Origin of the sequence: Photobacterium carnosum (genome assembly GCF_021236965.1) — a bacterium.
GTDB lineage: Bacteria > Pseudomonadota > Gammaproteobacteria > Enterobacterales > Vibrionaceae > Photobacterium > Photobacterium carnosum.
Genome location: NZ_WMDN01000023.1, coordinates 32,532 through 57,827, shown reverse-complemented (window position 1 = coordinate 57,827; position 25,296 = coordinate 32,532). Strand labels below are relative to the sequence as shown.

The 25,296-nt window shown below is 35.8% G+C and carries 28 protein-coding genes; 10 read left to right on the top strand and 18 right to left on the bottom strand.

What is annotated here, in order from left to right; translation table 11 throughout:
* Nucleotides 1–311 precede the first annotated feature (311 nt).
* The 8 genes from GLP24_RS16720 to GLP24_RS16685 all read left to right on the top strand — a co-directional run bounded on the left by GLP24_RS16720 (nucleotide 312) and on the right by GLP24_RS16685 (nucleotide 5,574).
* A complete protein-coding gene (locus GLP24_RS16720; RefSeq protein WP_065208847.1) occupies nucleotides 312–872 on the top strand; it encodes a ParA family protein in 561 nt (186 codons plus the stop codon).
* Nucleotides 856–1,212: a hypothetical protein gene (locus GLP24_RS16715; RefSeq protein ID WP_065208848.1), complete on the top strand. Its 357-nt coding sequence runs from the start codon at nucleotides 856–858 to the stop codon at nucleotides 1,210–1,212. Before GLP24_RS16720 ends, GLP24_RS16715 begins: the two co-directional genes overlap by 17 nt.
* 156 nt (nucleotides 1,213–1,368) lie before the next feature.
* Complete coding sequence (locus GLP24_RS16710; RefSeq protein WP_232573398.1) at nucleotides 1,369–2,370, top strand: hypothetical protein; 1,002 nt, start codon at nucleotides 1,369–1,371, stop codon at nucleotides 2,368–2,370.
* Nucleotides 2,371–2,386: 16 nt separating this feature from the next.
* Nucleotides 2,387–2,593, top strand: coding sequence for a hypothetical protein (locus GLP24_RS16705; protein ID WP_065208849.1), 207 nt, complete (start codon nucleotides 2,387–2,389; stop codon nucleotides 2,591–2,593).
* Nucleotides 2,594–2,698: 105 nt separating this feature from the next.
* A complete protein-coding gene (locus tag GLP24_RS16700) occupies nucleotides 2,699–2,968 on the top strand; it encodes a hypothetical protein (protein WP_065208850.1) in 270 nt (89 codons plus the stop codon).
* Between the two features lie 499 nt (nucleotides 2,969–3,467).
* Nucleotides 3,468–4,454 carry an ArdC family protein gene (locus GLP24_RS16695; RefSeq protein WP_232574504.1) on the top strand — a complete coding sequence of 329 codons (987 nt, stop codon included), beginning with the start codon at nucleotides 3,468–3,470 and terminating at the stop codon, nucleotides 4,452–4,454.
* A 377-nt stretch (nucleotides 4,455–4,831) separates the two neighbouring features.
* Entirely contained in the window at nucleotides 4,832–5,095 is a 264-nt protein-coding gene (locus GLP24_RS16690; protein WP_232573363.1) for a hypothetical protein, read from the top strand.
* A gap of 44 nt (nucleotides 5,096–5,139) precedes the next feature.
* Nucleotides 5,140–5,574 (top strand): hypothetical protein, encoded by a 435-nt coding sequence (locus tag GLP24_RS16685; RefSeq protein WP_065208651.1) that lies wholly within the window; start codon nucleotides 5,140–5,142, stop codon nucleotides 5,572–5,574.
* 73 nt (nucleotides 5,575–5,647) lie between these two features.
* On the opposite strand, the gene GLP24_RS16680 is transcribed toward GLP24_RS16685, so the two are convergent.
* Nucleotides 5,648–6,031 (bottom strand): H-NS family histone-like protein, encoded by a 384-nt coding sequence (locus GLP24_RS16680; protein ID WP_065208652.1) that lies wholly within the window; start codon nucleotides 6,029–6,031, stop codon nucleotides 5,648–5,650.
* A gap of 106 nt (nucleotides 6,032–6,137) precedes the next feature.
* On the opposite strand from GLP24_RS16680, the gene GLP24_RS16675 reads away from it, so the two are divergent.
* Nucleotides 6,138–6,431 carry a hypothetical protein gene (locus GLP24_RS16675; protein ID WP_065208653.1) on the top strand — a complete coding sequence of 98 codons (294 nt, stop codon included), beginning with the start codon at nucleotides 6,138–6,140 and terminating at the stop codon, nucleotides 6,429–6,431.
* Nucleotides 6,432–6,479: 48 nt separating this feature from the next.
* Here the strand turns inward: GLP24_RS16675 and GLP24_RS16670 are convergent, their stop codons facing one another.
* The 10 genes from GLP24_RS16670 to GLP24_RS16625 form a co-directional block, all read right to left on the bottom strand.
* Nucleotides 6,480–7,544, bottom strand: coding sequence for a type IV secretion system protein (locus tag GLP24_RS16670; RefSeq protein ID WP_232573362.1), 1,065 nt, complete (start codon nucleotides 7,542–7,544; stop codon nucleotides 6,480–6,482).
* Nucleotides 7,544–8,278 carry a P-type DNA transfer protein VirB5 gene (gene virB5, locus GLP24_RS16665; protein WP_065208656.1) on the bottom strand — a complete coding sequence of 245 codons (735 nt, stop codon included), beginning with the start codon at nucleotides 8,276–8,278 and terminating at the stop codon, nucleotides 7,544–7,546. The genes GLP24_RS16670 and virB5 overlap by 1 nt, the downstream gene beginning before the upstream one ends.
* 93 nt (nucleotides 8,279–8,371) lie before the next feature.
* Entirely contained in the window at nucleotides 8,372–8,785 is a 414-nt protein-coding gene (locus GLP24_RS16660) for a hypothetical protein (protein WP_082960808.1), read from the bottom strand.
* A 9-nt stretch (nucleotides 8,786–8,794) separates the two neighbouring features.
* Nucleotides 8,795–9,487, bottom strand: coding sequence for a StbB family protein (gene stbB / locus GLP24_RS16655; RefSeq protein WP_065208657.1), 693 nt, complete (start codon nucleotides 9,485–9,487; stop codon nucleotides 8,795–8,797).
* A complete protein-coding gene (locus tag GLP24_RS16650) occupies nucleotides 9,487–10,011 on the bottom strand; it encodes a hypothetical protein (protein WP_065208658.1) in 525 nt (174 codons plus the stop codon). Before GLP24_RS16650 ends, stbB begins: the two co-directional genes overlap by 1 nt.
* Before the next feature lie 339 nt (nucleotides 10,012–10,350).
* Nucleotides 10,351–13,767 carry an LPD7 domain-containing protein gene (locus GLP24_RS16645; RefSeq protein ID WP_232616286.1) on the bottom strand — a complete coding sequence of 1,139 codons (3,417 nt, stop codon included), beginning with the start codon at nucleotides 13,765–13,767 and terminating at the stop codon, nucleotides 10,351–10,353.
* Nucleotides 13,757–14,107, bottom strand: coding sequence for a plasmid mobilization protein (locus tag GLP24_RS16640; RefSeq protein ID WP_232573360.1), 351 nt, complete (start codon nucleotides 14,105–14,107; stop codon nucleotides 13,757–13,759). Before GLP24_RS16640 ends, GLP24_RS16645 begins: the two co-directional genes overlap by 11 nt.
* A 35-nt stretch (nucleotides 14,108–14,142) precedes the next feature.
* The gene (locus GLP24_RS16635) at nucleotides 14,143–14,643 is read right to left on the bottom strand and encodes a hypothetical protein (RefSeq protein ID WP_082960809.1); all 501 of its coding nucleotides are present in this window, start codon (nucleotides 14,641–14,643) and stop codon (nucleotides 14,143–14,145) included.
* Between the two features lie 2 nt (nucleotides 14,644–14,645).
* Nucleotides 14,646–15,188, bottom strand: a complete 543-nt coding sequence (locus GLP24_RS16630) for an OmpA family protein (RefSeq protein ID WP_065208662.1) — start codon at nucleotides 15,186–15,188, stop codon at nucleotides 14,646–14,648.
* A gap of 37 nt (nucleotides 15,189–15,225) precedes the next feature.
* On the bottom strand, nucleotides 15,226–17,241 hold the full coding sequence (locus tag GLP24_RS16625; protein ID WP_065208663.1) for a DNA topoisomerase III: 2,016 nt from the start codon (nucleotides 17,239–17,241) through the stop codon (nucleotides 15,226–15,228).
* A 33-nt stretch (nucleotides 17,242–17,274) separates the two neighbouring features.
* Here GLP24_RS16625 and GLP24_RS16620 point away from each other — a divergent pair, with 33 nt between their 5' ends.
* Nucleotides 17,275–17,985 (top strand): type II CAAX endopeptidase family protein, encoded by a 711-nt coding sequence (locus GLP24_RS16620; protein ID WP_065208664.1) that lies wholly within the window; start codon nucleotides 17,275–17,277, stop codon nucleotides 17,983–17,985.
* A 436-nt stretch (nucleotides 17,986–18,421) separates the two neighbouring features.
* Here GLP24_RS16620 and GLP24_RS16615 read toward each other — a convergent pair whose 3' ends face one another.
* The 7 genes from GLP24_RS16615 to GLP24_RS16585 form a co-directional block, all read right to left on the bottom strand.
* Nucleotides 18,422–18,874 carry a hypothetical protein gene (locus GLP24_RS16615; RefSeq protein WP_156731401.1) on the bottom strand — a complete coding sequence of 151 codons (453 nt, stop codon included), beginning with the start codon at nucleotides 18,872–18,874 and terminating at the stop codon, nucleotides 18,422–18,424.
* Between the two features lie 14 nt (nucleotides 18,875–18,888).
* Nucleotides 18,889–19,542: a hypothetical protein gene (locus GLP24_RS16610; RefSeq protein ID WP_065208666.1), complete on the bottom strand. Its 654-nt coding sequence runs from the start codon at nucleotides 19,540–19,542 to the stop codon at nucleotides 18,889–18,891.
* A gap of 25 nt (nucleotides 19,543–19,567) precedes the next feature.
* Nucleotides 19,568–21,451, bottom strand: a complete 1,884-nt coding sequence (locus GLP24_RS16605) for a type IV secretory system conjugative DNA transfer family protein (RefSeq protein ID WP_065208668.1) — start codon at nucleotides 21,449–21,451, stop codon at nucleotides 19,568–19,570.
* A 68-nt stretch (nucleotides 21,452–21,519) separates the two neighbouring features.
* Nucleotides 21,520–22,533 carry a P-type DNA transfer ATPase VirB11 gene (gene virB11, locus GLP24_RS16600; protein WP_232573358.1) on the bottom strand — a complete coding sequence of 338 codons (1,014 nt, stop codon included), beginning with the start codon at nucleotides 22,531–22,533 and terminating at the stop codon, nucleotides 21,520–21,522.
* A complete protein-coding gene (gene virB10 / locus GLP24_RS16595) occupies nucleotides 22,533–23,699 on the bottom strand; it encodes a type IV secretion system protein VirB10 (RefSeq protein ID WP_065208819.1) in 1,167 nt (388 codons plus the stop codon). Before virB10 ends, virB11 begins: the two co-directional genes overlap by 1 nt.
* On the bottom strand, nucleotides 23,696–24,586 hold the full coding sequence (virB9, locus tag GLP24_RS16590) for a P-type conjugative transfer protein VirB9 (protein ID WP_065208820.1): 891 nt from the start codon (nucleotides 24,584–24,586) through the stop codon (nucleotides 23,696–23,698). Before virB9 ends, virB10 begins: the two co-directional genes overlap by 4 nt.
* Nucleotides 24,583–25,266 carry a virB8 family protein gene (locus tag GLP24_RS16585; RefSeq protein ID WP_065208821.1) on the bottom strand — a complete coding sequence of 228 codons (684 nt, stop codon included), beginning with the start codon at nucleotides 25,264–25,266 and terminating at the stop codon, nucleotides 24,583–24,585. The genes virB9 and GLP24_RS16585 overlap by 4 nt, the downstream gene beginning before the upstream one ends.
* Nucleotides 25,267–25,296: the final 30 nt, after the last annotated feature.

Genomic DNA, 25,296 nt, shown 5'->3' with positions numbered 1-25,296 from the left:
AGTGAACACTGTTCAATTGGAATTACCTACCCTAACCCCCAAAAACACAACTTTACCTACCTAAAACTGTCTACATTTTTTGTGACTAAGTTGTTAACAAAAATACCCGATCTACTTTCAACCTAAAATTATCGTCTAAGCCTTAAAAGATCATGTTTGATAGAGTGTTGCTATTAAGTTAACAGTTTATCTTAGCGTATACATTTTTCTAATAGCTATTTTATGTATACTGTTGAGTGATTACGTGTTTTTGTATATAATTAAGTGTATACATATAAGTGTTTATATTTTTGCGTATTCAAGGGAGCGTTATGGCAAAGTATCTTATTCTGATGGCCTCTAAAGGAGGATCTGGTAAATCAGTTTTATGTAAACAAATTGCGAGAGAGCTTTATCGTACAGGCTATAAAGTTAATGGACAGGATTATGATCCTCAACAACACTATGCTCAATTTGTAGAAGTAAACAATGCTATTTTTTCATCTAATGGTGAGGTTGATTTTACTATTGTTGATACTCAAGGAGCGCACACTCAAACGAATATCGATATTATGCAAGGTATGAAAAATGAGGATGCTTTATTCATTATCCCATTTATGCCGACGGATGATGATTACAAAGAAGCATTAAAAATGAGAGATCGTCTAAAAGAGTTTGGTCTTCTTGATAACGCTATTTTTGTTGCTAATCGTTGTTATCGAGAAAATGATAAAGACGTTAAAGATTTTAAACAACGTTTATCAACTACCGTTAATGTGGCTAAATCTGTTTTCGTAAATCGTAAGGCTTACGCTAAAGAACCTGACTCGAAAGTTATCAATGAAATATCACGTTTTCTTAATGAGGTTGTAGTTAATGGGTCTACCAACTAATAATGCCAAAACAAATCTAGAGTTGGATCAAGGTTTATTATCTCAGCAAGAATTGGATAGTAAAATTAGTAAGTATAAGACTAAAGATGAGTTAGCCCAAAAAGTCTTATCGGCAAAGACACCGCAAGATTATAAGGGGTTAATTGATTCTAGCTATAGTGATGAATCACTACTTGAATTATTGGACTCTGATAAATCACGGACAACTATCTTGATGTCTACACGATTATCACCATCTGATTATGCCAAGCTTAAATTTATTTTGGATTCAAAAGACATTGAATTAAAAGGATTTATGGCTAATTTGATTAATAAAGAATATGAAAACATAAAAGCGTAATCATATAAGTGTGCTTAATTTTATGATTACTAAAATGTGTATACATTAAAATGTATTCGATTTGATGTAAACGATTAAATATAGAAAAGCCTCAAGCTACTTTCGACCGCATCTTGAGGCTTAGTGTGAACCACTGTTTATAGGAATAATTCACAAATGAATAATAATATTATTAAGCTGATTTGCATAGTGCTATCAGTCGCTACCGCTTGCCTATCGGCTACATTAACAACTAAATTCATGTTTAGTATTGGTACTGATATGGGTTCTCCGCTTTTAATGGCGGCTTTGGGACTTTTACTCGACCTTGCTAAATGCGCTACTCCCCTTTTTGTACTGTTCCTTTGGTCGCAAAAAATGCGCCTTACCTCAATATTTGCTCTCGTTCTTAGCATGACATTAAGTGCAGTTTCATTTTCAGCGTCAGTCGCGGCCTTAGAGTCTGGTGTCGTGGCTAATGCTCAGAACTCAGTAAGCTATCAGCGTATCGAATCTCAAATTACTGATTATCGCGACCAAGTGATTGAGTTGCGCCAGTTGGCTAAACGCCAACAAGCCGCTAAACAGATCACTAAATCTCAAAATACCTTATCTCAAATACCTACCCTACTTTCTCGTATTGACGAGCTATCTAACCAACAAGCTAACTTTACGGGTAGTGAATCCGTTGTCTCTAAATATGGCATGATGATTTCTTACGTGACGGCCTTAGCCCTTGAGTTGCTATCGTGGCTGTTTGTATGTGTGTCATTTGCACTAAATAAAGTGAAACACAGTCGTTCACAGTCAGGTACAGTCGTACACAGTCAGCAAAATATGAGTGTGCAACCGACTGATTTAACAACCGAACACAGTCAAATACAAACACAGTCGTTCACACTCGATACACAGTTGAACGCAGTCAATGATGGTTGCTTTGACAATGAGTGTGACCAGTGTGTTTTTGAGTGCAGTAATGAACCATTAAAAGCGAAGTGTGATTCACAGTTATATTTTGATATTCGTGATGCAATATTAGCTAAAGATGTGAAGCCATCTTTCCGTGGTGTGACACAGCAATTTAGAGGTGTTAGCCGTGGTCTTATTGCCAATGTGCTTACTGATTTGCATGAAACAGGCTTTCTGAAAAATTACCGCAAAGGTTATGCGTTTGCATAATAGGGGAGTGTGACACATGAATCATTACTTAATCACAAGAATAGAAGATATTGCAGATTGGGCGAGTGAAAATAGTGGTACGTCTTATGAGGATTATATTAAGTTATTTACGTTTAAAGTGGATAAAACCTTTAAGAATCATAGTAAGCGTAATACAGCTATTTTCATAGCTGTTAAGTATGGTTATGTACCTAACAAAGAACGTAAGTTTGAGTTTGGTTGATATGTGTCTAAAAGAGACATCGTATATAATAGATATGTGTATATAAAACACACACTGTATCAATTGTATACATGTGTTATTCTGAATGATTTTGATTGTAACTGCATGTTAGATAAGGTTTTACTTAAATATATTGATGCGTATTTGTTGGTTTTTGGTGAGATTAATACGCATGTGATTATGCGAAAGTTTAGTATTGGACGTATTAAATCAAGCCGTATTTTCACTGTCTATAGAGAGGGGAGGCCAACGAATATGCGCTACGATAGCTCAAGAAAATGCTATGTAAAAGGCGTTGTATTTGAGTCTATTCATTTGAAAGATGAAAGTGCCACTCGATTTTTAGCTGCTATTGATACTGTTTTTACAGATTAAGGCCTTTGCAGCACCCCTACGGGGCAACCACGCTACGCTTGCCCTATTTCACACGCACCCCATCACATGTTCCATGCTCGTATTGCTAGTGAAACTCAGCCAGCAAGCTGTCTTCACCAAAGGTAAGGTCAGGGCTAAACAGCAACAGCATTCAAATGGACCAGGATTAATTTGTTTTTCCTCGCAAGCGAGGACAAATTATTCTTGGTCTATTTTCATTAACAGCATTTGTTCTCCTGCCGTCGAACTCACAAAGCTAGAGCTTTCACTTCTACCTGATAAGTGCTTGTAATCGCGTTTATCTGCCTCGTTAGTCATTGTTCATCCTTTTGGACGTTTCCATCTTCAATCGCTTTCTTCCTTTAATCTTCACCTATCACATTATCACCGGCAAGGGAGGCTACGCCGCTTCGCGCCCTTGACGGTGAGAACGATGATATGTGTGCGAACAGTCAGGCGATGACGAAGATGAAAACTTAAACCCAAAGGACTCACGACCATGACAAACTCAACAGCTAACCACTCAACAATCACTAATCAGCTAAAAGCGACCAAGGTTTCGCCCTTGGAGTCGAAGGACTCCAACAAAAATGAATCTTCTAAGAACCAAAGCAAGGGTAAAAAACGTGTCGCTAAAGTGTCTAGAGATATGTATCAAATAGTCACTGATCGTATTATTAAAGCCTTAGAAAGTGGGGTAAAGCCTTGGGCGTGTCCGTGGGATAGAACACAGCAATGTGACATGTTACCGATGAATTTTAAAAGTAAGGCGCAATATTCTGGCGTAAATATATTGTTACTTTGGTCTGAAACCGTCATAAAAGGTTACTCTAGCCCGTATTGGTTAACTTATAAACAAGCGACAGAGCTTGGCGGTAATGTGATTAAAGGGCAAAAAGGAACGGAGATTATTTTCTATAAAATGTGGGAAAAGAAGAACGAGCAAGACGAAGAAGAAAAAATTCCAATGTTAAGATCTTTTGTCGTTTTTAACCTAGATCAAATTGAAAATATCGAAAAACCCGTAGTAACAGTCAGTGAAGAACGCATCAAAAATGACGAGTTTGAAATTCTTCCTTATGTTGATAATGCAATTTTAAATACAGGTGCAGTGATTAATCATTTAGGTATTCGAGCGTTCTACGCACCAAGTCAAGATACAATCACAATGCCAACACAAGATCGCTTTACTTCATCAAGTGATTATTACGCTACTTTGCTACATGAATTAACTCACTGGACAGCTCATAAGAGCCGTTTAGATCGTAAGCTAACGGGTAGCTTTGGCACTAAAGATTACGCCTTTGAGGAGCTGGTAGCAGAGTTAGGGGCTGCGTTTTGTTGTGCTGATTTAAACGTGTTCGGTAATATTCAACATGAGAGTTATATAGCGTCATGGCTTAAAGCACTTAATAACGATAAAAAATACATATTTAAAGCGGCAAGCCTTGCTAGTAAAGCACATCAATTTTTACTGAAAAAATAAGAATAATTCGAGGTGATTTAATTACCTCGATTTTTCCGCTTTCGATTTTACTCGGCAAGCTCCTAAAATCAAATAAGTAGACGCACTTTGATTCATTCTTTTGTCATTCGACAGGAAAAGCCGGTGTTTATTTCCAACCTCAGCAAAAAGCGAGCCTAGCAGGGTGGTGATGTGTTACTGCTAATTTAAGCCTGTGCGAAAAACTTAATTGTAAAGGCTATTTATAATTGGGTGGTAGTTGGCTTTGTATATTGAGTAAACTCAATATAGGTTAAAACCAGATAAAAAGTAGGATTTTTACTTTTTATCAGTTCTTTTTGTGGTATACTTATGTGGTCGGGGAGAGAGTGGCTTTCCCCTGTTTAAGGGTATTTTGTATGAAAGGTTATTTGTTCATAGAGGCTTCTGATTTTGAGAAATCAGATATTTCTGTTTGTGAAGTGGTTTTTTGGATTAATGAAAATGCCACGATATCTCAAAAAAAGATGGATAATGCTATTGCATGTATATCTTTAGATAAGCGCAATAATGTTAGTTTTTTTATGAATATGTTACTTCATGCGGATTTTAAAAATATCCCAATAACGGCTGAATACCTTAATTCTGATAAATTAAAGTTGAAAGTTCGTTATTTTTGGTAACAACCAGTAGCCCCGTAAGGGGCTACTTTTAATGAGGTGTTATAATGAATACACATGATATGAATCTTAATTTATTAGAGTTAGATTTTGACGCTCAAGCAAAAATCAATCAAAAATTTAACTTTGAAAAAAATTTATCTATTGCTCATTGTGCAGTAGTTAATTTTTGTCCTCAAAAAGCAATATTACCAGATTCATACCGTTCTATTGATGACCCTAAATATCAACATCCAACACAAAATGAATTTAATGAAGTTGTAGAGCATTTAGCTCAGGTACATTCATTAGGGGTTGTGTCAAAAATGCTAGGTATTTATAGAAAAAATGACCCAAATAAAACTATTAAGAATTGGATGAATGGGGCTAAAATTCCTTACACAGCTTGGCGGATGTTACTTGTTCTTGATGGTCGAGTTGTTCAAACTAATCGCTTAACTATGCCTGATGGTGATAAACCGTGGGCTAAGTATTACGACTAAGTTATTTTGATTATTCAAAGCTAGTTTTCGTACCTTAAACTAGCTTTGTTATTAGTTAAAAATTAGTGATCAATTAAATCAAAAAGTCTTCTAGGTTTTTATCAACTAAAAATTTAGGTGTGCGGCCTTGGCCTGTCCATGTTTTCTCTTGACCATTTTCATCAACATATTTGTATTTAGCTGGACGAGGTGCGCGATTTGATTTTTTAGGTTTTGCAGACATTGCTTGAAGTAGTTCTTCTGGATCAATTCCGTCAGCGATAAGCATTTCACGGTATGCTTCTAGTTTGTCATTACGTTCTTTATTTTCTGCAAGTTGTTGTTCTTCTTCTTGAGTTCGTTCATTGACTACTTGTGTTAATTTATCAAGTGATTCTTGTAGTTGTTCAAGTGTCATTTCACGGCTTAAAACACGTAAAGAACGTAAATTTAAAAGTAGTTTGATTGTGTTAGGCATATGGATTCCTTTAGTGAATATTATCGTTAGATGCTATTAGTATTTAATTGTTACTACCTATTAGATAGTTTAAAATATAAGCATTATAAATATGGAAATTATTAAAATGAAAAAAGTATTATTATTATCGCTATTGTGCCTTTCTTTTAATTCATTTGCAAAAGACGTACAAGATATGACAAAAGCAGAAGCGACAATTAAACATAAAGAATTACATGCAGAAGTAATGAAAAATGCGGATAACTCAATAGAATTGAAATCTTCATGTGAAAACTTTAATGAATTTGCTAAATCAGCAGGTAAACATAAAAAAGTTGATTTATTAGATATGAAAGCATTTGATCGTTTTAGTGAAGTATCTGATGTATGCGATGCCAAAGGATACAGTCTTAGTTATTAATAAATTATTTAAGCGCCTAGTAAATAATTTATTTACTAGGCGTTATTTTTATTTATTATTTCTGTTATGTTTTTCTATTTGATCTCTTACAACTTGAGACACTGGATCTTTGCTTTGATTGCTATTACTAGATGTAATCTTATTAGTTTGTTGTTGCTCCCACGTATCACGCCCGCTTCGCTCTGATGGTTCTTTTCCTTTTAAGTTACTCATCATTTTTCCTGCGCCAGTTAATCCTGCAATACCAGCGGCGACACCACCTTTTAGATCTTTAATACTCATAGAACCTGATGCAAAACCGCCAGCAAGTGATCCTGCAAGATTTGGTATTTGACGAATAACATAGAGTAAAATACCCACGACAATAACTATTTGAATAGCTATACCAATAGTATTAGCATCCGTTTCTGTTGCATTATTGATATTATTAGAAAAAATAAATGCTTGTATCATTTTTATGGCTAACGCTATAACCATAATCCCCAAGACCTGCACTAATATATTTTCAAAGATTTTGGCTATCCAACTATCTAAATAGCGTCTTGTTATGGGGAAACAAGCAAATATCATAAATAGAGGGCCAAGAATCAAAAGGAATGTTAATAGAAACTTTGTGCCAATAATAATTGTTGCTGATATTAATGTTAATGAAGAAATTGCGGCTAATATAATGATACCAAGTAAAAACCATGTCCAAGTTGTAGGTGATATACCTACTTGGCTAAAGCTATATCCTGCTTGTTCTATACCTTGTTGCAATAAAGTGTCTAGTCTTTGAAAAATATCACCATTTTGAGATTGTCCTGATACGGCACTAGCTAATCCAGATGCAATGGCTTCTACACTACCAATTACATAAGTAGTGTAATTTTCAATATTTAACGCAAGACCTGTAATACAAATTACGACAAGACAATGTTTAAATACGTCAAATGCTAAATCATCGCTTTTCCCCATAATAGATAAATAGGCTTGCATTGTAATATAAAGACTAATTCCTGTTATAAGTAATGGAGTAATAGCCGATATTATCCCCGTTAAGCCACTCACCAAAAATTTATTTGTTGCGTTTTCTATTGTTCCACTAATAAATTGGAAAACTGCAATATCCATTAATTAAACTCCATTGGTGGTACTTGAATGTAATTACTAGACGTAAAACTTTTAATAGCAGCTTCACGTTTTTGTTGTTCTAATAATTGTTTTTCTGCTTTTGATGATTCTTGATACATAGCTAATTTTGTCTGTTCATTTTGAATAAGAGCTTGCTCTGCTTGAATACGAGCACTTAATTCTGCAATAGCTTTTGGATCACTTGTCCTGTTTATTTCAGTCATAAGACTTTCTATTTGTTGAACTCGCCCCGTGGATTTTTTATAGGCATCATTTGCAAAAGTTTGATCTTGTGCGGCTTGAATAGATTGAGCCTCACAGATTCTTTTTTCAGTTGGATTATTTATATATGAACAAGTATCAAAGACTTTACTTGCATCACGTAATGATTTTGCTGCATTAGATAATCCATCGTAACCATTATTTCGAATGTTTGAGTAAATATCTTGCCAGTCGTCAGGTAGATATTGTTTAAACTCCGGGCTATTTAAAATATCACCAAGATTTCTAGAGCCTGTTAGTGAGCTATATTCTTTTTCCATTTGAATGAATTGTGCTTTCATTTGGGTTAATTGATCTGCAAGCATTGCATATTCTTTTAGCATTTGTGCATAGTTTTGAATCTGGTTTAATTGTGTGGGAACGTCAGCTACTACAGTAACAGGAATACCAGCTACAGAATTTTGACAATAAAAAACCGCACTAATGAATAGTGTTATTAATTTTTTCTTCATAATATTTCTTTTAAATTAAGACGGTGAGCAATAGATAATCAAGTATTTCGCCAAAAGGCGAAATAACGATTATCTATTGTGAAGTGTTAATGTTTATTTGAAGCTAATATTATTGGCTAATAAGAGTCCTATAGTTAAACCAATCGCAGAAAAAACAAAAGCTGAAATGACAATATCACTGATATTTCGTTTTGGTTTATGAAGTACAAGCAGTTGTTTGTTAGCTTCTAAAAAAGACTTGGTGATTGTTTCTTTTAACTCATTTTCAGCAATATCTTTTAATTCTTTTTTTGTGGTTGAAAAGTGTACATTTGCAGCTTGTGTATATTTATTTAATGCTTCGTTTGCATTGTTTAATTGTGTTTCAATTATTTCTTGAGTAATACCAATCCTGACTACTGATTCTGTATGAATTTCTTTAAGTTCTTCTCTAAAAAGAATTACTTCACATTGCATTTCTTGTAGATAAGCTTCTTTTAAATCAACAGGGATATTTTTATCTGACATTTTTACCTACTATTTAAAAAGTTCTTCGAATGTATTATCAAGCATTCGTTCGACACCTACAGCCAAACGTTTTAAACCTAATCGTCTTGAATAAGTTAGTCTTTCTAATTTGTCGTCAGTGGCTGCAATAAGAGATTTATAATCAGTATCATCATTTGCTATATCATGAATGGTTTTTAAATCTCTTACCTCTTTTAGACGATTAAATAATTCATTTTCATGTATTGTTGTTTTAGTATTAATAGTTGCTATATGGTCTAGTTCAAGAATGTTACTGAATTTTCTATTTATATTTGTATCATAGTCAATAGCATTGAAAATAACGCGGATACGTTCTTGTTCAATACCCATATCACCTAATGCTTGAATCGTTGATACAGTATCAATTATTTGTTTTTCTTTATCAATCGTTGGTACAACAAAATAATCAAAATCCTCTTGGCTTCCTGTTGCTTTATTCATTTGCTGCATAAAATCTTCCACATTAGATGCACCAACATCAACGATAACATTATCTGTCGCCATGACTTTATCCATAATATCGGTAAATTCTTTACCTTTGATCTTTTCGTCATTATTACCATCGGAGTTTATAGATTCTACTGCTATTATTTCACTATCTTTTAAACGAGTTTTTAATAGATGTTGAGAAATTAAAGATTTACCTACATTTCCTGAAAAGTTAATTACACAGATTTTCATTAATAAATTCCTTTATATTTTGCTTTTAAATCATATTTTAAATCAAAGACCATTTGTCTTTGTGTTGATATTGATTGTTCTTCAATATCTCCAAGTTTACCGCCTAGTGCGATATATCTTTCAATGTTGCTTTTACCTAATTTATATTTCTCCATCATTTGGTCGTATGGGTTATCTGTAGTTGATTCTTTTTGTGTTGTTGATATTTTGAGTTCATTTTTATTGGGAGTGTTTTTGATTAAAGGTTCTTGCCTTATAGCGTTTGTATTTTTATGCGCAATGTTTAGTGATAATTTTTTATTCTTTTTCCTAACTCTTTGTATTGCTGTTTTTAAGTAATTCTTTGTAATGTTTAGTTCTTTTTGATGAAAGAAATCCACAAGCATATCAATTGTTATACTATCTTTTATCGCTTGTTCAATTAGAGGAAGTAACGCTTCTATCGTTTTTATTTTTGAAGTTTTACCGTTACTTTTAATGAACGATGCTAGTTCATTTTCAAGTTCTTTAATGTCATGTAGCAAAATATGCTCCTTTTCTTGCTTTTTTGGTTTCTTTAAGGACTCTATCTGACTTTTTTGTGGTTACTAATGAATACTACATGGCCTTTATATGGTTACTTCTGAACTCTTTGTGATTCTTTCTTGGTTTCTTTATGGTTACTCTGTGGTTACTGATTCAAAAGATAGGCACGATACGGACGTATGACAAACGCTACTACGTAGCTAGTCAACATCCCGCGCCAAAGGGGAAACCCCTTTGAAACCCTTAGCCATTCCCTCCGCTGAACTTGCCCTGATATTTTACCGTGAACGGTAAAATATCAGCCCCGCCCTAAAGGGTTTGCGTTGCAAATTCTTTGGTTATCTAGACCATCCTTTACCTTTATTCTGGTCTATAGCTTGCGCTTGTACTTGTGGTTTTTCGGGTTGTTGGTTATTTGATTTATAGGCTATTTCGGCACTAGATATAATATTTTCACCTTTCTGATATTGTTCTTTTCTAGTTAATAGTTGCTCATTCATTTGTTTATCAACAAATTGAATTTTAATATTATTCTTTGCGGCAATATCTATAATTTGTTCTTTATATTCAGGTGTGCCTTTAACATCTATATGATTACCGAATTTTTCAATAGATAAGCGAAGACCCATTTCAACTGCTTTTGATGTGTCATTATTAATAAGCACATCTTTTCCACGATCTGTAATCATTTTTTCATTATTCATGAAATAAGACACATGACCTTTTTCATTTGTTTTATGGGTTATATCTTTACCGAAGTTATAAGGTTCGTTAGCCTTTATTGGTTCGTTGGCCTTTAATGGTTCGTTAGCCTTTATTGGTTCGTTGGCCTTTATTGGTTCGTTGGCCTTTATTGGTTCGTTGGCCTTTAATGGTTCGTTAGCCTTTATTGGTTCGTTGACCTTTATTGGTTCGTTGACCTTTATTGGTTCGTTGAACTTTATTAGTTCGATATTGTTATTTGATGATGTAATGATATTTTCTTGAGTGTTATGACTATTGACTATTGGAGCTTTGTTTTTTACGTTTGTCTTTTTGTAATTATCAACCCGTTCTTTATCTTTTAGTTGTCTTTTATAGATAGGTGATAATTTGGCAATAACTTCTTTTGTATCTAAGTTGTGAGTTTCCTTTATCAATTTAGTAACAGATAGTTTTTTATTACCATATTCTATTTTATCACCATTATCTGTTTTTGTTATTGATTTCGCATTAACACCTAATTCTTTTAGCTTTGGATAATGAATGAGTAATCTACTTGCTTCTAGTTCTTTGTCTAACAGTTTTAGTGTGATTGGTTTTTCTTTGTTTGTGTTATTAACCACATGACTAGCCATGTTATATTTATTAGTGGTTTTTATATCCTCCGTTTTTTCTTTATCAAGGCTTACGCTTTTTAATTCATTAAATTTATTGTGTAATGTTTTTTGACTTTCATTAAATGGGTTGTTCTCATTTCTTTTTACTAATTCAGTAATGTTGTTTATGATTTTATTATAAGAACCTTGAGCGTTGTTTTTAAGTTCATTATTTTGATTGTATTCAGGGTTAGCGCGTAATATTTTGATAGCACTAAGTTCATTGACAGACGATTGAGCAAGTTCGTTATTAGTCAATGCTTGGGTGGGTTTGGCAGTTTTGGAAATTACCCATTCATTGCGAACGGCCTCAATTGTTTCTGTTTTTTTATTTCCTTTTTCGTCGATTACTTCATCTTTTACTGAAACATCTTTTTGGCCTGATTTTTCCAATGAAACATAATCACCGGTTTTAATGTTATTTTCTTTTATCGCTAATTCTAAACCTTTCCCCCATGTTGTTTTTTGAATGCCATCTTTTTCAACGGTCATAAAATAACTCATTGACTTATCTTTATCGTGTAAATAATTATCAGCCCCATGATTAATCACTGTTCCTGATGTGCTCATATCTATATCCTGTTTAATTGATGATAAGGTGTTTAAATGTGATCGCGTGTTTTTTGTTTCTTCTTTGAAATTCATATCAAAGATAACTTTATTCATTCTTGTAATAGATAAAACGACTTGTCGTTCTTCTTTGCTTAATGTTTTATCTGAATAAATCGCTTTCTTTTCTATCTGATAATTTTTTAAGTGTTCTTTTCTTGTGGCTTTTTCTGATTGTAATTGATTGCGCCAAGCCGCTTGAATAACGTTAGGCTCAATGTTGTGTTGAGTGGTAACTTCTATCGCTAAATTAATGCCACGTTGCTTTAGATAATTATCTTCTAAATAATGCTTTGCTTCTTTCCATGAAAAGGTCATTTCTTTTGTGAGGAAATCAGCCGTGTTTAATTGACGTTTACCGCATTGAATCTTATCCGTACCGTCAGGTGATGTTGTTATTATATATTTTTTAGGATTTAAACCGTGACTGATAGATAGGGCTGTTAATAATGAAACAGCGGTGGTCTGTTTTTTTATTGAATTTATATCTGGCAATAGAGTAGGGTGTAACGATTTACTATAATCTAAATAATTACTGATGGGTCGGGTTGGCTCTGATTCTCTAAAAGTGCTTTTATTTCCATTGTGTTTATTGATATTGGCTGTAACAGCTCGGATAACTCGTCGATGAGTGATATTTCTGATTCCTGATTCAATGCTTGAGCTATTTCGTTCAGCATTAGACAAATACCTTCCTGCTGTTCTGATATTTTCGCTATTTGATCTGATTGTTCTTTTAATATCAGCAATACTTGGTTCTGAAATTCGTTCGTTTCCATTATTCATCTTCTCTTTTAAAAATTGTTGTTGTTTATCTTTTGGTAGTGATTTGTATTCTTTCCTATTTCTACGGTTAACATAACGTAGTTCATAGGCTTTAGTCTCATTCCAGTACATGAGGTTTTCAGAATGACCTGTATTTGCTTTGTAACCACTCCCTTTATCTATATACGTATTAATGGTCTTTTTTAATGCGATAGATTTATCTTGTTTACTTTGCATTATAAAGGTGGGCTTAAACACGGCTTCTTTTAAGTTAATGCCTTTGTCGCTACCTTTTTTAATGTTGATATATTCATTAACTTTATCTTTGTTTCTTAATGAAACACTGTAACCTGACTGTTCTAAGTGAGTAATAAATTGTTCTTTTGTTGTAATGTTTTTATCAATCAAGTTATTTAATAATTTTGTTTTTATTTCACGATGTGTTGATTTGAACAAGTCACCTTTATAGCGACTGATTAATGTGCTTTCGTCAGTGAATGAATCTCTAACGTGAATTTTAGGGCTGGCAAGTCCATATTTTTCATTAATTATTTCTTGAAATGAGTCTATAAATCTTTCATTTTGTTTATCGTAATCAAATGGTTTTAATCTATTATTCGTTTTTAAATTAACTTGAGGAATAACTACATGAATATGAGGTTTACGTTCAATGCTCTCACCTGTTGATTTATCAATATATGACTTTATCTTTGGGAGGTGCGCTTCTGCATAAAAATTATATTCATCATCGTCATAAGCCTTAAAAGCGAACGCTTTAAAATCTTGGGTTATTGCTTTCAAAGTATCATTATCAATATGATCTTCTTTAAAAGCTAAGGTGATATGAAGATAACGTTGCCCCTTTGATTCCATCCCTAAGATAATTTTATTCGTTAAATCTAATTCACCATCAAGGATTACGCGGTGGTCTAGTTCATCACGGGTATAATCTCGACCATTTTTAATACCCTCTTCTAAATACTCTTTTATGCCAGCATTACCACCGTCAACTCTAATCAACATTATCTATTCCTGACTTTAATAAATTTCTGATAGTAATCAAATTAGCTAATATAGATTGATGTTGTTTTTCTGTCAGTGTTCCTGCTTTATTATGACTGTTTGCTAAGTAGGCAAGCTGGTTTAAGTTATTGGATGTTTTGTTGTAAAGGTAGATAAGCTGTTTTTTATCTTTGGATTGTTTAGCTGGTTTTGCGACAATAATAAGATTATCGTTTAATACTCGTTCACGAAGCAAATTTGATGCGGTCGTATTAGCTTTATTTACTTTGAGGTCAAAATCTTGCCTCTCATTTTCTGTTACTCGGAATATAATCCGTTTGTTCTTTAATTCTTGAGCCATAAAAATATAACGGATAGTAAACTATCCGTTCTCAGTTATTTACTATAGTAAAAAGTTTCACCGTACTTATTACCGTCCATATAAGTATCAACCCAGTTAGTTGTACTTATGCAGTGTTTAGGTGTCCATTGCACTATTTCCCCATGCACACGACGAATAATACATGGCGTGTTTTTAATGATTCTGTCAGGTAATAAACCGTATTCAACACAATGTTGTTGTCCCTGGTTATCGTATTCATACTTAGTACATTGTTTTGAATAACTCATGATCGCAGCAACCCCATATTTAGCTTCCATTGTGCTTACAGGCGTTCCAGCAGGGACTTGAACATCAGTTGCAAGGCAGGATAAGAAATTAGGTAAAGGGGGCTTTAATTTCTTTATACGGTGTTTAAAGGCGGATTTTGCTTCACTGCAACCAGACGGAAAGCCCATCGGTAAGCATAGCCAGATAGAACAATCAGCATCACTTGCTTTTACGGGTAAAGATGAAAGTAGAAGTGAGCTTAAAATGAGTGAGGGTACTATACGCATCGTTATTCCCCGATAATTTCAATCTCTACACGACGATTGTTCGCACGCCCTTTAGTTGTCCAATTACTATCAACATAATTAGTAGCAGCGGCATAGTTAACGAAAATAAGCGTAGGGTTAATGCCATTATTCACTAAGTAGTTTCTGACGTTAGTCGCGCGAGACATAGCAACGTATTTATCTCTTGCTGTTGGTTTATTACCATCAGTACGACCTAATATATTAATGCGTTTAGCCTTTTTTGCATTATCGATAATATAACGTAGTTCAGGCGTAGTTTTGAACGAGAAGACGTTATAGGGGTAGTACACATTAAATCGTGTTGATGTTGGCTCTTTTAATGGTGGTTTTGCCGTTAATGTAATTAAGGATTCTAATTGCTGATTCATCATAAAGAGCAATTGTGTTTGTTGTTCGATGTCAGTTAATGGTTTTGTTTGATTAACACTGACTAATGGACCATTAATCGCTGGCGGTTGTGGAGCAGAGCAAGCTGTTAATAAGATAGCAGATAGCCCAACAAAGCTAAGTTTGCGGTAATTCATTAAGAAGTCTCTTTAATTATAGAAGGAAGGGCGTTGTTTATTTTGTTGTTTCAATCTTTGCGATTTTTTTAATCTCTTTACCTAGCTTGCCTTTATCGTCTTTAAATCGCGTTTCACAAACCGAACATTTATAAGCTCGACCTTTCTTGCCCTCGTAAGGTAACGCAAACCCATCACAACCAGACTTAGGACATCTAGCTTCTTTTGATTCAGGGAGAGTGAATGTTTCTTTACCTGCTTTAAAATCGTTCATGTGGCTAGTGATCGTTTTCTCCATGACGGCCATAAACTTTTCAACGCTACAACCCCCATTTTCAACCACATCAAGTTGCTGTTCCCAGATAGCCGTTAATGCAGGATCACGTACTTTAGCGGGTAAGGCTAAAATCAGCATTCGCCCAAGATTTGTACTAACAATCGCTTTGCCTTTTGGCTCTAAATACCCACGTTCTTTTAACGTTTCAATAATGCCAGCCTGTGTAGCTCCTGTTCCTATTCCTGCGGTTTCTTTGAGTTTGGCCTTTAGGTTTGGGTCAGTTACTTCTTTAGCAATATTACTCATACCCGTTAAAAGAGTGCCCTCAGTAAACGGTTTAGGGGGCGTGGTCTTCTTATCAACTAAGGCTGATTGACTACATTGAATTTGTTGGCCTTGAGATAATGACGGTAATGATTGTTCGTTATCATCATTGGCCTTTTCTTTACCAAGAACGGTACGCCAACCTTTAACAATTTCCATTTTGCCGGTGGTTTTAAATTGATGTTCGCCTGACTCAATTTCAATCACAGTATTGTCGTCTTCTGCAACAGGGTAGAATTGAGCAATATAACGACTTGCAATTGTGTTATAGACCGTTAGCTCACCAGAACTTAAAGCGTCTAAGTCAGGGGCGCGAGTGGTGGGGATAATCGCGGTATGGGCTGCACCCTCTAGTTTTTTATCGTTCCAGCAGGGACTTGAAAGACTTGTATCGGCATTTGTAGCCCACTCAGCTAATGGTGAATCATTTAATCCCTCAAGATTGCTCATGATTGTTTCAATTTCATCACGCTTATCAGTCGGTAAGTACGGTTGATCTGTTCGTGGATAAGAAACGATTTTATGTTGCTCATAAAGAGCCTGACAATAATCTAGCGTTTCTTTTGCACCATACCCATACTTACTTGACATGTATTCTTGCAAAGTACGTAACGAAAACGGTAAGGGTGGTTGTGATTTTCCTCGTTTTGTTTCGCATGTTGTCACAGAAGCATGATCACCATTGATAGCATTCATTACCTTTTCAGCCATGCTTTTATCAAGACATCGTTTATCTTCACTGATTGCGGTGGGAACTTGCCATTTTGCTTTAAACTCCATGCCGTCATGAGAAAAGAAACCCTCAACGTCATAAAAAGCAACGGGCTTGAAATTAGCAATTTCAAGATCACGTTTAACCACCATTTGTAATGTTGGGGTTTGTACTCGACCAACAGAAAAGAGGTGAGGGTGGCCTTGACGTTTAGCAAGCACAGAACAAGCGCGAGTCATGTTCATACCAAGTAACCAATCAGCGCGTGAGCGACACAAGGCAGCATGACCGCGAGTAACATGTTGACTATTAGGCTCAAGGTTATCTAAGGCTTTTTGGATAGCTTTCGGGTTTAAATCATTCACTAATATTCGTAGGGCTGAATCCCATTTACTTTGTGGTACTTGAGCGTATTCAATCACTTCATTGACGAGATAAACGCCCTCCCGATCAGGGTCACCCATGTTGACCAGAATATCGGCTTTCTTAATTAAGCCCACCACTATATCAAGTTGATCTTTCGTATCGTCTTTTGGTAATGAAATCCACTTTTCAGGAATGATGGGTAAATTATCAAGCGTCCATGCTTTGTATTGTTTGTCGTAGTGTTCAGGGTCGGCTTGTTCGAGTAAATGACCGATACACCACGTTACGGTGTCACCGTTTGCACATTCGATATAACCTTTGTGTTTCTTTTTAATGCCAATGGTTTCAGCAAGAGCATTACCTAATGATGGTTTTTCAGCAATAAATAAGCGCATAATATAGTTCCTTTTTGTATTGAGTTAGAGTTAATGGGTATTGAATTAAATAAAGGCGTCCAAAATGGATTGTCTGTTGTTTTAGTGGCTATTATTTACAGTGTATTTCTCAGTGGTATATGGAATCCTGGGGTGGGGTATTATTTATGGATAGTAAAAGTTATTGGGGAAAGCTCTATTAATGAGTCGTTAATTATGTTTGCAACTTACGCACGGTTTATTGTATTCGCTTTTGTTGCTTATGTGGTTTATCGTTTTTTTTATCAAGATAATTTCATTGGGAACATGCCTAAAAGAAAATTAATATTTTCCTTATTTTTTTCGGTATTCAGTCTTTACTTTATTTCTTTTGTTTTCTTTGAATTTGAAACGTTTACTTTGAACGTGGCGAATAGCTTTAATACGGGTACGTTGAAAGATAAAGCTTTGCTCATATGTACGTATCTCATCATGATTCCTATCTTTGAAGAGGTTTTCTTTAGGGGGATCATGATGGGAGCAATATTGAAAATTTCACTTCTAACCAATGAGAAAGTGAGGATGGTAGTGGCTTGTATTATACCAAGCTTGTTATTTATTACTCTTCACACACAGTATGAATATGTGTGGACGTATATTCTTCTGTTTTTGTTTGCAATAATTGTTAGTGTGGCTAGGGCTATTTCGAATGGTTTGCTATTGCCTATACTTTTGCATTCTTTCGCTATTGTTTGTGCTGTTGGTTTCTCTTTTCTATTGCTTTGATATCTTCAATTATAGTGTGACATTCGTTCTTGTTTTTTTCATTATGAGCTTTATTAATACATTGGCTATAGGCTTGCTTTTGTGTATTTATAAAGTTTTCTAAAATAACGTAAGGGGGTGTGGTCATTGGAATGGTTGCATGAGAATTTGTACTTAGAATAGCTACGATAACTGTTAATATGTATAGATATTTCATTTTATCATTTATCCTACTTAGCTTTTGAGTATTTTACTGGCGGTCTTAATTTCTTGAGCTAGATTAATCATTGACTGCTCTAATTCACGCCTACGGTATCCATATAACCGTAGGCGTAATAGTGGGTAGTGATAGGCATATTCTAAAGGTGGTGATCGTAAATATCGCAAAAAAGTTTTTTATTTAATAGGAATAAATACGGATAATGTTTATGTTGCTTTCTTGGTTTTAATGTCATGATTAATGACTCTTATGTATAAAAATTGGTTTTTGGCGTAAATTGGTTATTGCATTGTCTGGATTTGGTTTTTTTTCAAAACGTATTTCATAAAGATAAGATAAATAATTATCTAACTCATTAGCGTGACCAATAGAAAATAAGCCTTGTTCTGAACTGAAATATCCTGTTTCTTTTTCAATGGCTTCTAATAACTGTCTATATTCATCAAGTTGTTTTTCTAAGCCTCGACCTAAATCAAGAAAACTTACCATTTTTAAATCATTAATTTCTTTTTTATTTTTTAAACCAAGAAAAGCACAATCCCAATATGCGGGTCTATTAGGGTTATTAATAAGCTTACTCATCCACCCCTCACTTCTAGACCACATTATAGCGACTTCTTTTAAAGTTAATCTTTTTGACTTCAAAAGAGCTTTAATTTCTAATGTGCTCATTTTTCTATTTGTATTCATATTTAAAATTAAGCCTATTTTTTAAAAAATTTTTGTAGAAAGTCAATATTGATAAATTGACTACCACAGTCTCGCCAATGATCAATGATTTTTGTTTGATTAGAATTTAATAATGGTTGTATTGTTTTTGAAAAATCTTGCAGAGTAATTAACGATGAAAGTATGGGTGTACCATCTAACCGTTGTGAATGACTTTGCAAATCACCCGTTATTACTATCATATCTACAGCATCACGATTATTTTTTAATGATTTAAAAAATGACTGAAAAGAATCCTTAGTTAAAATTATCGTTTCTGTATTTTCTATAAGCTCGTAACTAATCCCATTTAATACATAAGGTATTATCTCAATTTCAGCTTTATCAAAGTGATCCTCTGTTCCCCACATTAAATCTAATATACGGTATAAATCATGTTGAGCTTTGATTTCTGCCATTTCTTCATTTATCCAATTAAGATTACTTTTTGTTAAATCAAATGGCTCAATCAATTCAAAGGTGTCATTAACATTAAAACTGGCACCACCTTTTTTACAGAACAGGCTAAATGATGTTTCAGAGTGAGCAATTAAATCAGAGATAGTGATTTCGTCACCATTAAAAGGGCAACGAATTTTCATACCAACGATTAATTGATATGCAGTTAAATATTTCATTTTGTTATTCATTGGCTTTTCTTATTGAGTAAAGTGTTTAGTCAAAATCATCAAATATATCAGCGTCACCTTTTTCATACGTTGTTTCAAGGGCTGATACGTCAGCGATAATCTCAGGCTCTGGTTCTGGGATATTATCTAATGGTGATTCCACTATCATTATGGCTTGTGGATTATCAAAATCTAAAATCGGTATGTATATTTGCAGTTCTTTATCTGCAATGACGCTCTCTAATTGTGATTTTGTCGGTATGCCTTTAATTTTTCCTAACGTGGGCGATATTGATTTTAAGTGATCAATAAAAGGGTGCTCTTTGAAGTAATGAATTTTGTCACAATAAATCGGCTTTTTACCGCGCATCATGATGATCATCTTTTCAAATGGCATTTCACGTAATTCTTGCGGAAGCATTAAGGCTCGTTTAGTTTCACTGGTTGTTATGCTTCTACCGCCTTTGCTGCGTTGCTCGCTTTTAACCTTTATTGTTTTATCGCCTAAAAATTTAGAGATGCCGTCAGCGTCGTCTTTTTCAGGGGTATAGAGTAATTGTGCTTCATGGTTGCCAATAAAAGTTTTTGCCGTATCTTTGCCGTATCCGTCTGGCTCTCTGGCTTCAATTTGAGCAGGGTTCTGAACAATCGTTAATAGCTGAAAACCATAACCCGCAAAGTAGTTGTTTGATTTTGCAATGATCCCTGAACGACCCATTGCCGTAAATTCATCCATTAGCAATAACACTTTATATTTTAACGTCTTATTTTGCTCTGGCAGTTGTTTCATGTTGACGTTAATCAATTGGCTAAAGAATAAATTAATAATACGTCCAGCAACAGGAATGTAATCAGGTGTGATACCTAAATAGATAGTCATGCGCTTTTTACGTAGATCGAGAAAACTAAAATCACTGGTACTGGTTGCTGCGTCAAATATCGGGTTATTCCAGTCGATAAGTGCGGCTTTCATGGTGTTCATGACACCAGATTGGCCTTTTTCTTCATCCAGAGCCAAGAAGTCACTCAATGATTCTCGGCAGTGTTCAGTCAGATCAGTACGATTAGCCAATATTGTTTCTAAGTGCTCTTTAAGAGGCTTGCCTTTTCCTTTTGATTGTCGAAATATTTCACCGATGGTAAAGGGCAATGTCGGTGTTTGTTTGACATATAAGGCCAATCCTAAAAAGAGGTTTTGCGCACTTGACGCAAAGTATTTCGAGGTTGCATCCCCTGCATCCGTTGGAAATAGCATTTCAGCCACCGTTAATAAATCGGGAATGGTTAAATGCCCCTCACGCACAACACTTAACGGGTTATAACAGTGGGTTTCGCCTGTTTCGTCAAAGGGGTTAAATAAATAGACTTCTTGCTTGAGTACCACTTGACGAAATTTTGACGTGATTGAAAAGTTTTCTTTTTTAAAATCCGTTACAACGCAACTTCCACGCCAGCGCAGTAGATTAGGAATGATGACCCCAATACCTTTACCTGTTCGTGATGCTGCGGCTAAAAACACAAAAGCTGCCCCCATGTAATATAAAAATCGGTTACCAAGACGACCAATTAAAATTCCTGTTCCATCATCTTTATTATTTTGTTTTGTCAGTGTGTACTTGTGCATTATTTCGTTGTTATTCGCCCAACGCGCAGAGCCGTAAAGTTCCTCTTTGGTTTGTGTGGCAAACAGAGCAATCATAAGCGGCACAATAAGGGCCATACCAAAACCGCCCATTGCAGCAATATTTAACGGTTTTTGATACGTCATATCTGAATGGTAATAACGCCATTGTTCAATAAACGTCAATAACTGAACCTCAGCGATATTACCGTCATTCATTAAAAAATAGAGACACCCTGATAGGTACAATCCAATAAGGGCTAATAGCGGAATGGCAATGATAATGCCAATCGTCTGTTTGGTGTTCATGAGAATATACCCAATATCATGATGTACCGGCACAGTCGTTCCGTCTGTAACGGTACATCATTCAGTGATTATTTTTTCTTAGCAGGATCAAACCAGATTTCTGTTATATGACGACCTAAGCATTCACTGGAATGCACATCGTTCGTCACATGAATAACAATGTCGATAGTTTGATAGAGCAGCTTTTTTATTACATCGTAAGGCAGGGCTTGACCTCGTGGGTTTTCCATTGCCATCATTGCGAGTCGCTCAAACGTCAGAGTGGCTGATTTAGCGTGACAACTGGTAATACTTCCCCCGTGGCCTGATGCGTTAACGTTGATGTAATCAAACGTTTCACCACCGCGTAACTCAGCTAATAAAATGCGATCAGGTTTCATTCGGAGACAGCTTTTTAGTAGCTTTGCAGGGGTAACAGGATCAGTAGCTAATGCCTCACTGGGATAAAACAAATGCACACTGTTAGGGTGATGCGGTAAAAATAATTCTTCCACGTCCTCTATCGTTATCAAGCGTTGTTGTGTTGGTATCACTTCCATTAATGCTTTCATGAACGTAGTCTTTCCTGACCCCGTACCGCCAGCAATAACAATATTTTTTTCAAGCGTCACCGCCAGTTCAAGAAAGCCTTGAATATCCCCACTTTCTTTTAATCCGAGTAACGTAATATCGGTTTGTGATAAATCATCATTTATCGGGTGAATATTATTAAAAAAGCCGTCACGTTGATAATCGCTTAAATAACGACTGACCTTTGAGGGTTTACGAATAGTGACACTGACTGTTCCCGCACTACACGCAGGAGGAATAACAAACTGAATACGCTCACCGTCAGGCAGTACAGCGGATAAAACAGGGGTTAATATTGAGATGGTATTCTCAGTAAAAGCCGCTACTGCTGTTGCCATTGATTTAAGGGTATCGAACGTTAAATCAGGGTGTTCAAATTGTTGCCATACACTGTTTTTTTCTATCCACAGTTCATTAGGCCGATTAATCGTTATTTCAGTAATATCAGGATCGCTTAACCATTGTTGTAAGGGTTTAAATAATTCAATAACAAACGCATCATGTTCTAGCATTAGAGACTCGCTTTTAATTGGTAAACCATTGAAAAATCAATATCACGGGCAATGAAGATACCCACACGCTCACCTTGATTCTTGTAAAAAGTAGGTGGGATATTGATGGTGCTTTTTAACGCCTCAGCCGCCATGTTTTGCGCGGTGTCTGACGAGCTTTCAAAGTTATTCGCGTTTTGACCGCCATTCGTCGCCACGTAAGCCGCAAAATCATCAACAAGAGATAGCATCATTGCGCCACCGAATCGTTGCCAGAAGTGCGTTTCTATATAACCACTGACACCGCCAGCACCTAAACTATCTGTTGCTGGAGAGGCGAGGTTAACCACTACGCCATAGGGGGTTTTAACCCTGTCCCATAAAACGAATAATCGACTTTGCCCTTGCGATAAGTTGGCGCGGTATTCTCCCGTGACTTCTGAACCACGCTCAAGCAATAAGGTATTACCGTTATCGCTGTAAATGTTGCGTGTTAAGGTGCATTTCGTCATACCAGCAACGGTTGAGTTCATACTGGTGTTTAATACACAATCAATGTATGCCCCTTTTGCCAGTAGATAATCGCGGTTATAGAGAACGCCAGCTACCGCAGTCGGGGTATTGGTTGTGTTTAATAAACTGCCGATACCTGATTGTGACGTTCCACTATTTTGAGCGTACAAATCAAAGGTATTTGTTGTTTGAGGAACAATACCTAATCCTGTATTTGCCGTGTTTTGTGGTGGGCTACTTTTTGCTGTTGACATAGCAGAACTGCTTTTATCAAGCATTTGCTTCTTCACAATAGGCGGTGGGGTGTCCGTCGTTTTCTTGCCTGATGGTGGCGGTGGCGGTGGCGGTGGTGTATCTGATGGTGGTTTATCGCCTCCTTTTGGCGGTGTGGGTTTATCACTCCCTTTATCGTTATCGGTTTGTTCATCATCAAATTCAAACGTACGATTGGCAGAATGGTTACTGCTCTTGTTACTCGTTGTTTGTTGCGATGTTGAAGTATGGGTATTGCTATTACTGGTGGTTTTGACTTCATCCGTCCCTTTTGACCAGTAAAACCAACCGCCAGCCCCTAAAAACGCCACACAGAAAAGAATGAACAAGGCCACTTTCTTTTTATCTGGCGATGATTGTGGTGATTGATCATCATTATGTTCGTCAGTTGCGTCCGTCATTCATGCGTTCCTTTAACAGTACGTTTAACCCCATTAACGGTTGCGCCTGATTGGTTATCAACGGCTAATGTATCAAAGGCTTGGTTAGTCACTCCCACCACGGATTTATCCAGACGTAACACTAATTGTTTAGCGATACGTTGAATAACCAAGGTATTAGGGTTGTCAGGGTTGATATGGCTGTTGATTAAGGTTTCTTGACCATTTTCAGTAACAATGAAAATGGCAGGGATTTCACTATTTTGAGCAAAGCTCAAATAGGTAAATCGACCATCATCAAAAGCAGAAGTTGGCGCGATATTGCGAGACTGTTTACCCACTTGCATCATGTAATCCCAATTTTTAGGTAATACTTCGGGTATCAATTTTTGTGCAAGTTTGGTTTTTTCTGCTTGTAACGCTTTTTGTTTAGCGACTTCTTCAGGGTAATCAAACGTTAAGCGATACGTATTTTGTCGCTGGCCTTTCTTGCCTGAACCTAGTGACAATAAAAACGTGTAATTTCGCTTATTGGTGACAACCAATAAGTTAGTTTTCCATTGCCATGGGGTCGGTGTTATCACTGTTTCTTGAATGACTTCTTTACCCTCAACATCAAAATAGGTTTCTTTACCTGTTGCTGATTTAGGTTTTAAAAAAAGATGATTACCAATTGGATCGGTTTCCCAACCATCACTGAATCCCGTTCTCACTTGTTCAATGGTTTCGCCAGCATCAAAAACAATGTGTGTGGCCATACCGATAAACGCGGTAATCGCGACTACATTATTGTTTTGATAATGGGTGTATTGAATGTTGGTATCGAGGGGGGAGTGACGGGGTATATCTAACGCCATAACGGGCGCAGTCATGGCGATTAAGCAAAGACTTATAAATGATTTTTTCATTGAATTAACTCAGGATCGACGCGGTAGCTAGTGACTTTAAACCCCAATGGGTTTTTTAATCGTTCAGCTTCTGTTAGTTCGTCTTGCGGTTGATATTGATAACCCAGTGTTGCCACCCATACCGTTGTTTTACCGTGATTTTTATCGTCAACATTTTTGATGGTTTTTTCAAAACGTACCGTAGCGATTTGAGCTTCATCATTATTAACAATACTGATAATTTTGATATTGGCCTTAATGCGTTTGCCCCATTTATCATTGAGCGCATCATCACCATCAAATATTTTTGCGTATTCTTGAGCGACATTAGGCATAGAAAAGAGCAGTGTCATATCGTAGTCATTTTGCAAGGTGTACCAGTCGTAGACTTCACGCCAACGTAGATAGTTAGCTATCCAATACTCATTCAATGCCGTTTGTTCTGATAGCGTATTGCTATCAATAACGGTTAAGAGTTGTGATTGGCCTGTGTTTTTATCGACCATTGCAATATAGGGTTCAACGGTTTTTAACGGCATTAATAAAACTAAGGCTATCCATGATAACCCAGTTAAACCACAGGCCACTTTGGTTATCGTCCATGCGCGGTGTTCTGATTTTGCTGCCATGAGTGACTTAGAGGCTTCAAAATCTAGCGCATTGTCAAAAATAGCGGCTTGGTCTTTCTCATTAAGAGGCATGATTAATCTTCTCTAATGTGGCGTGTTGAT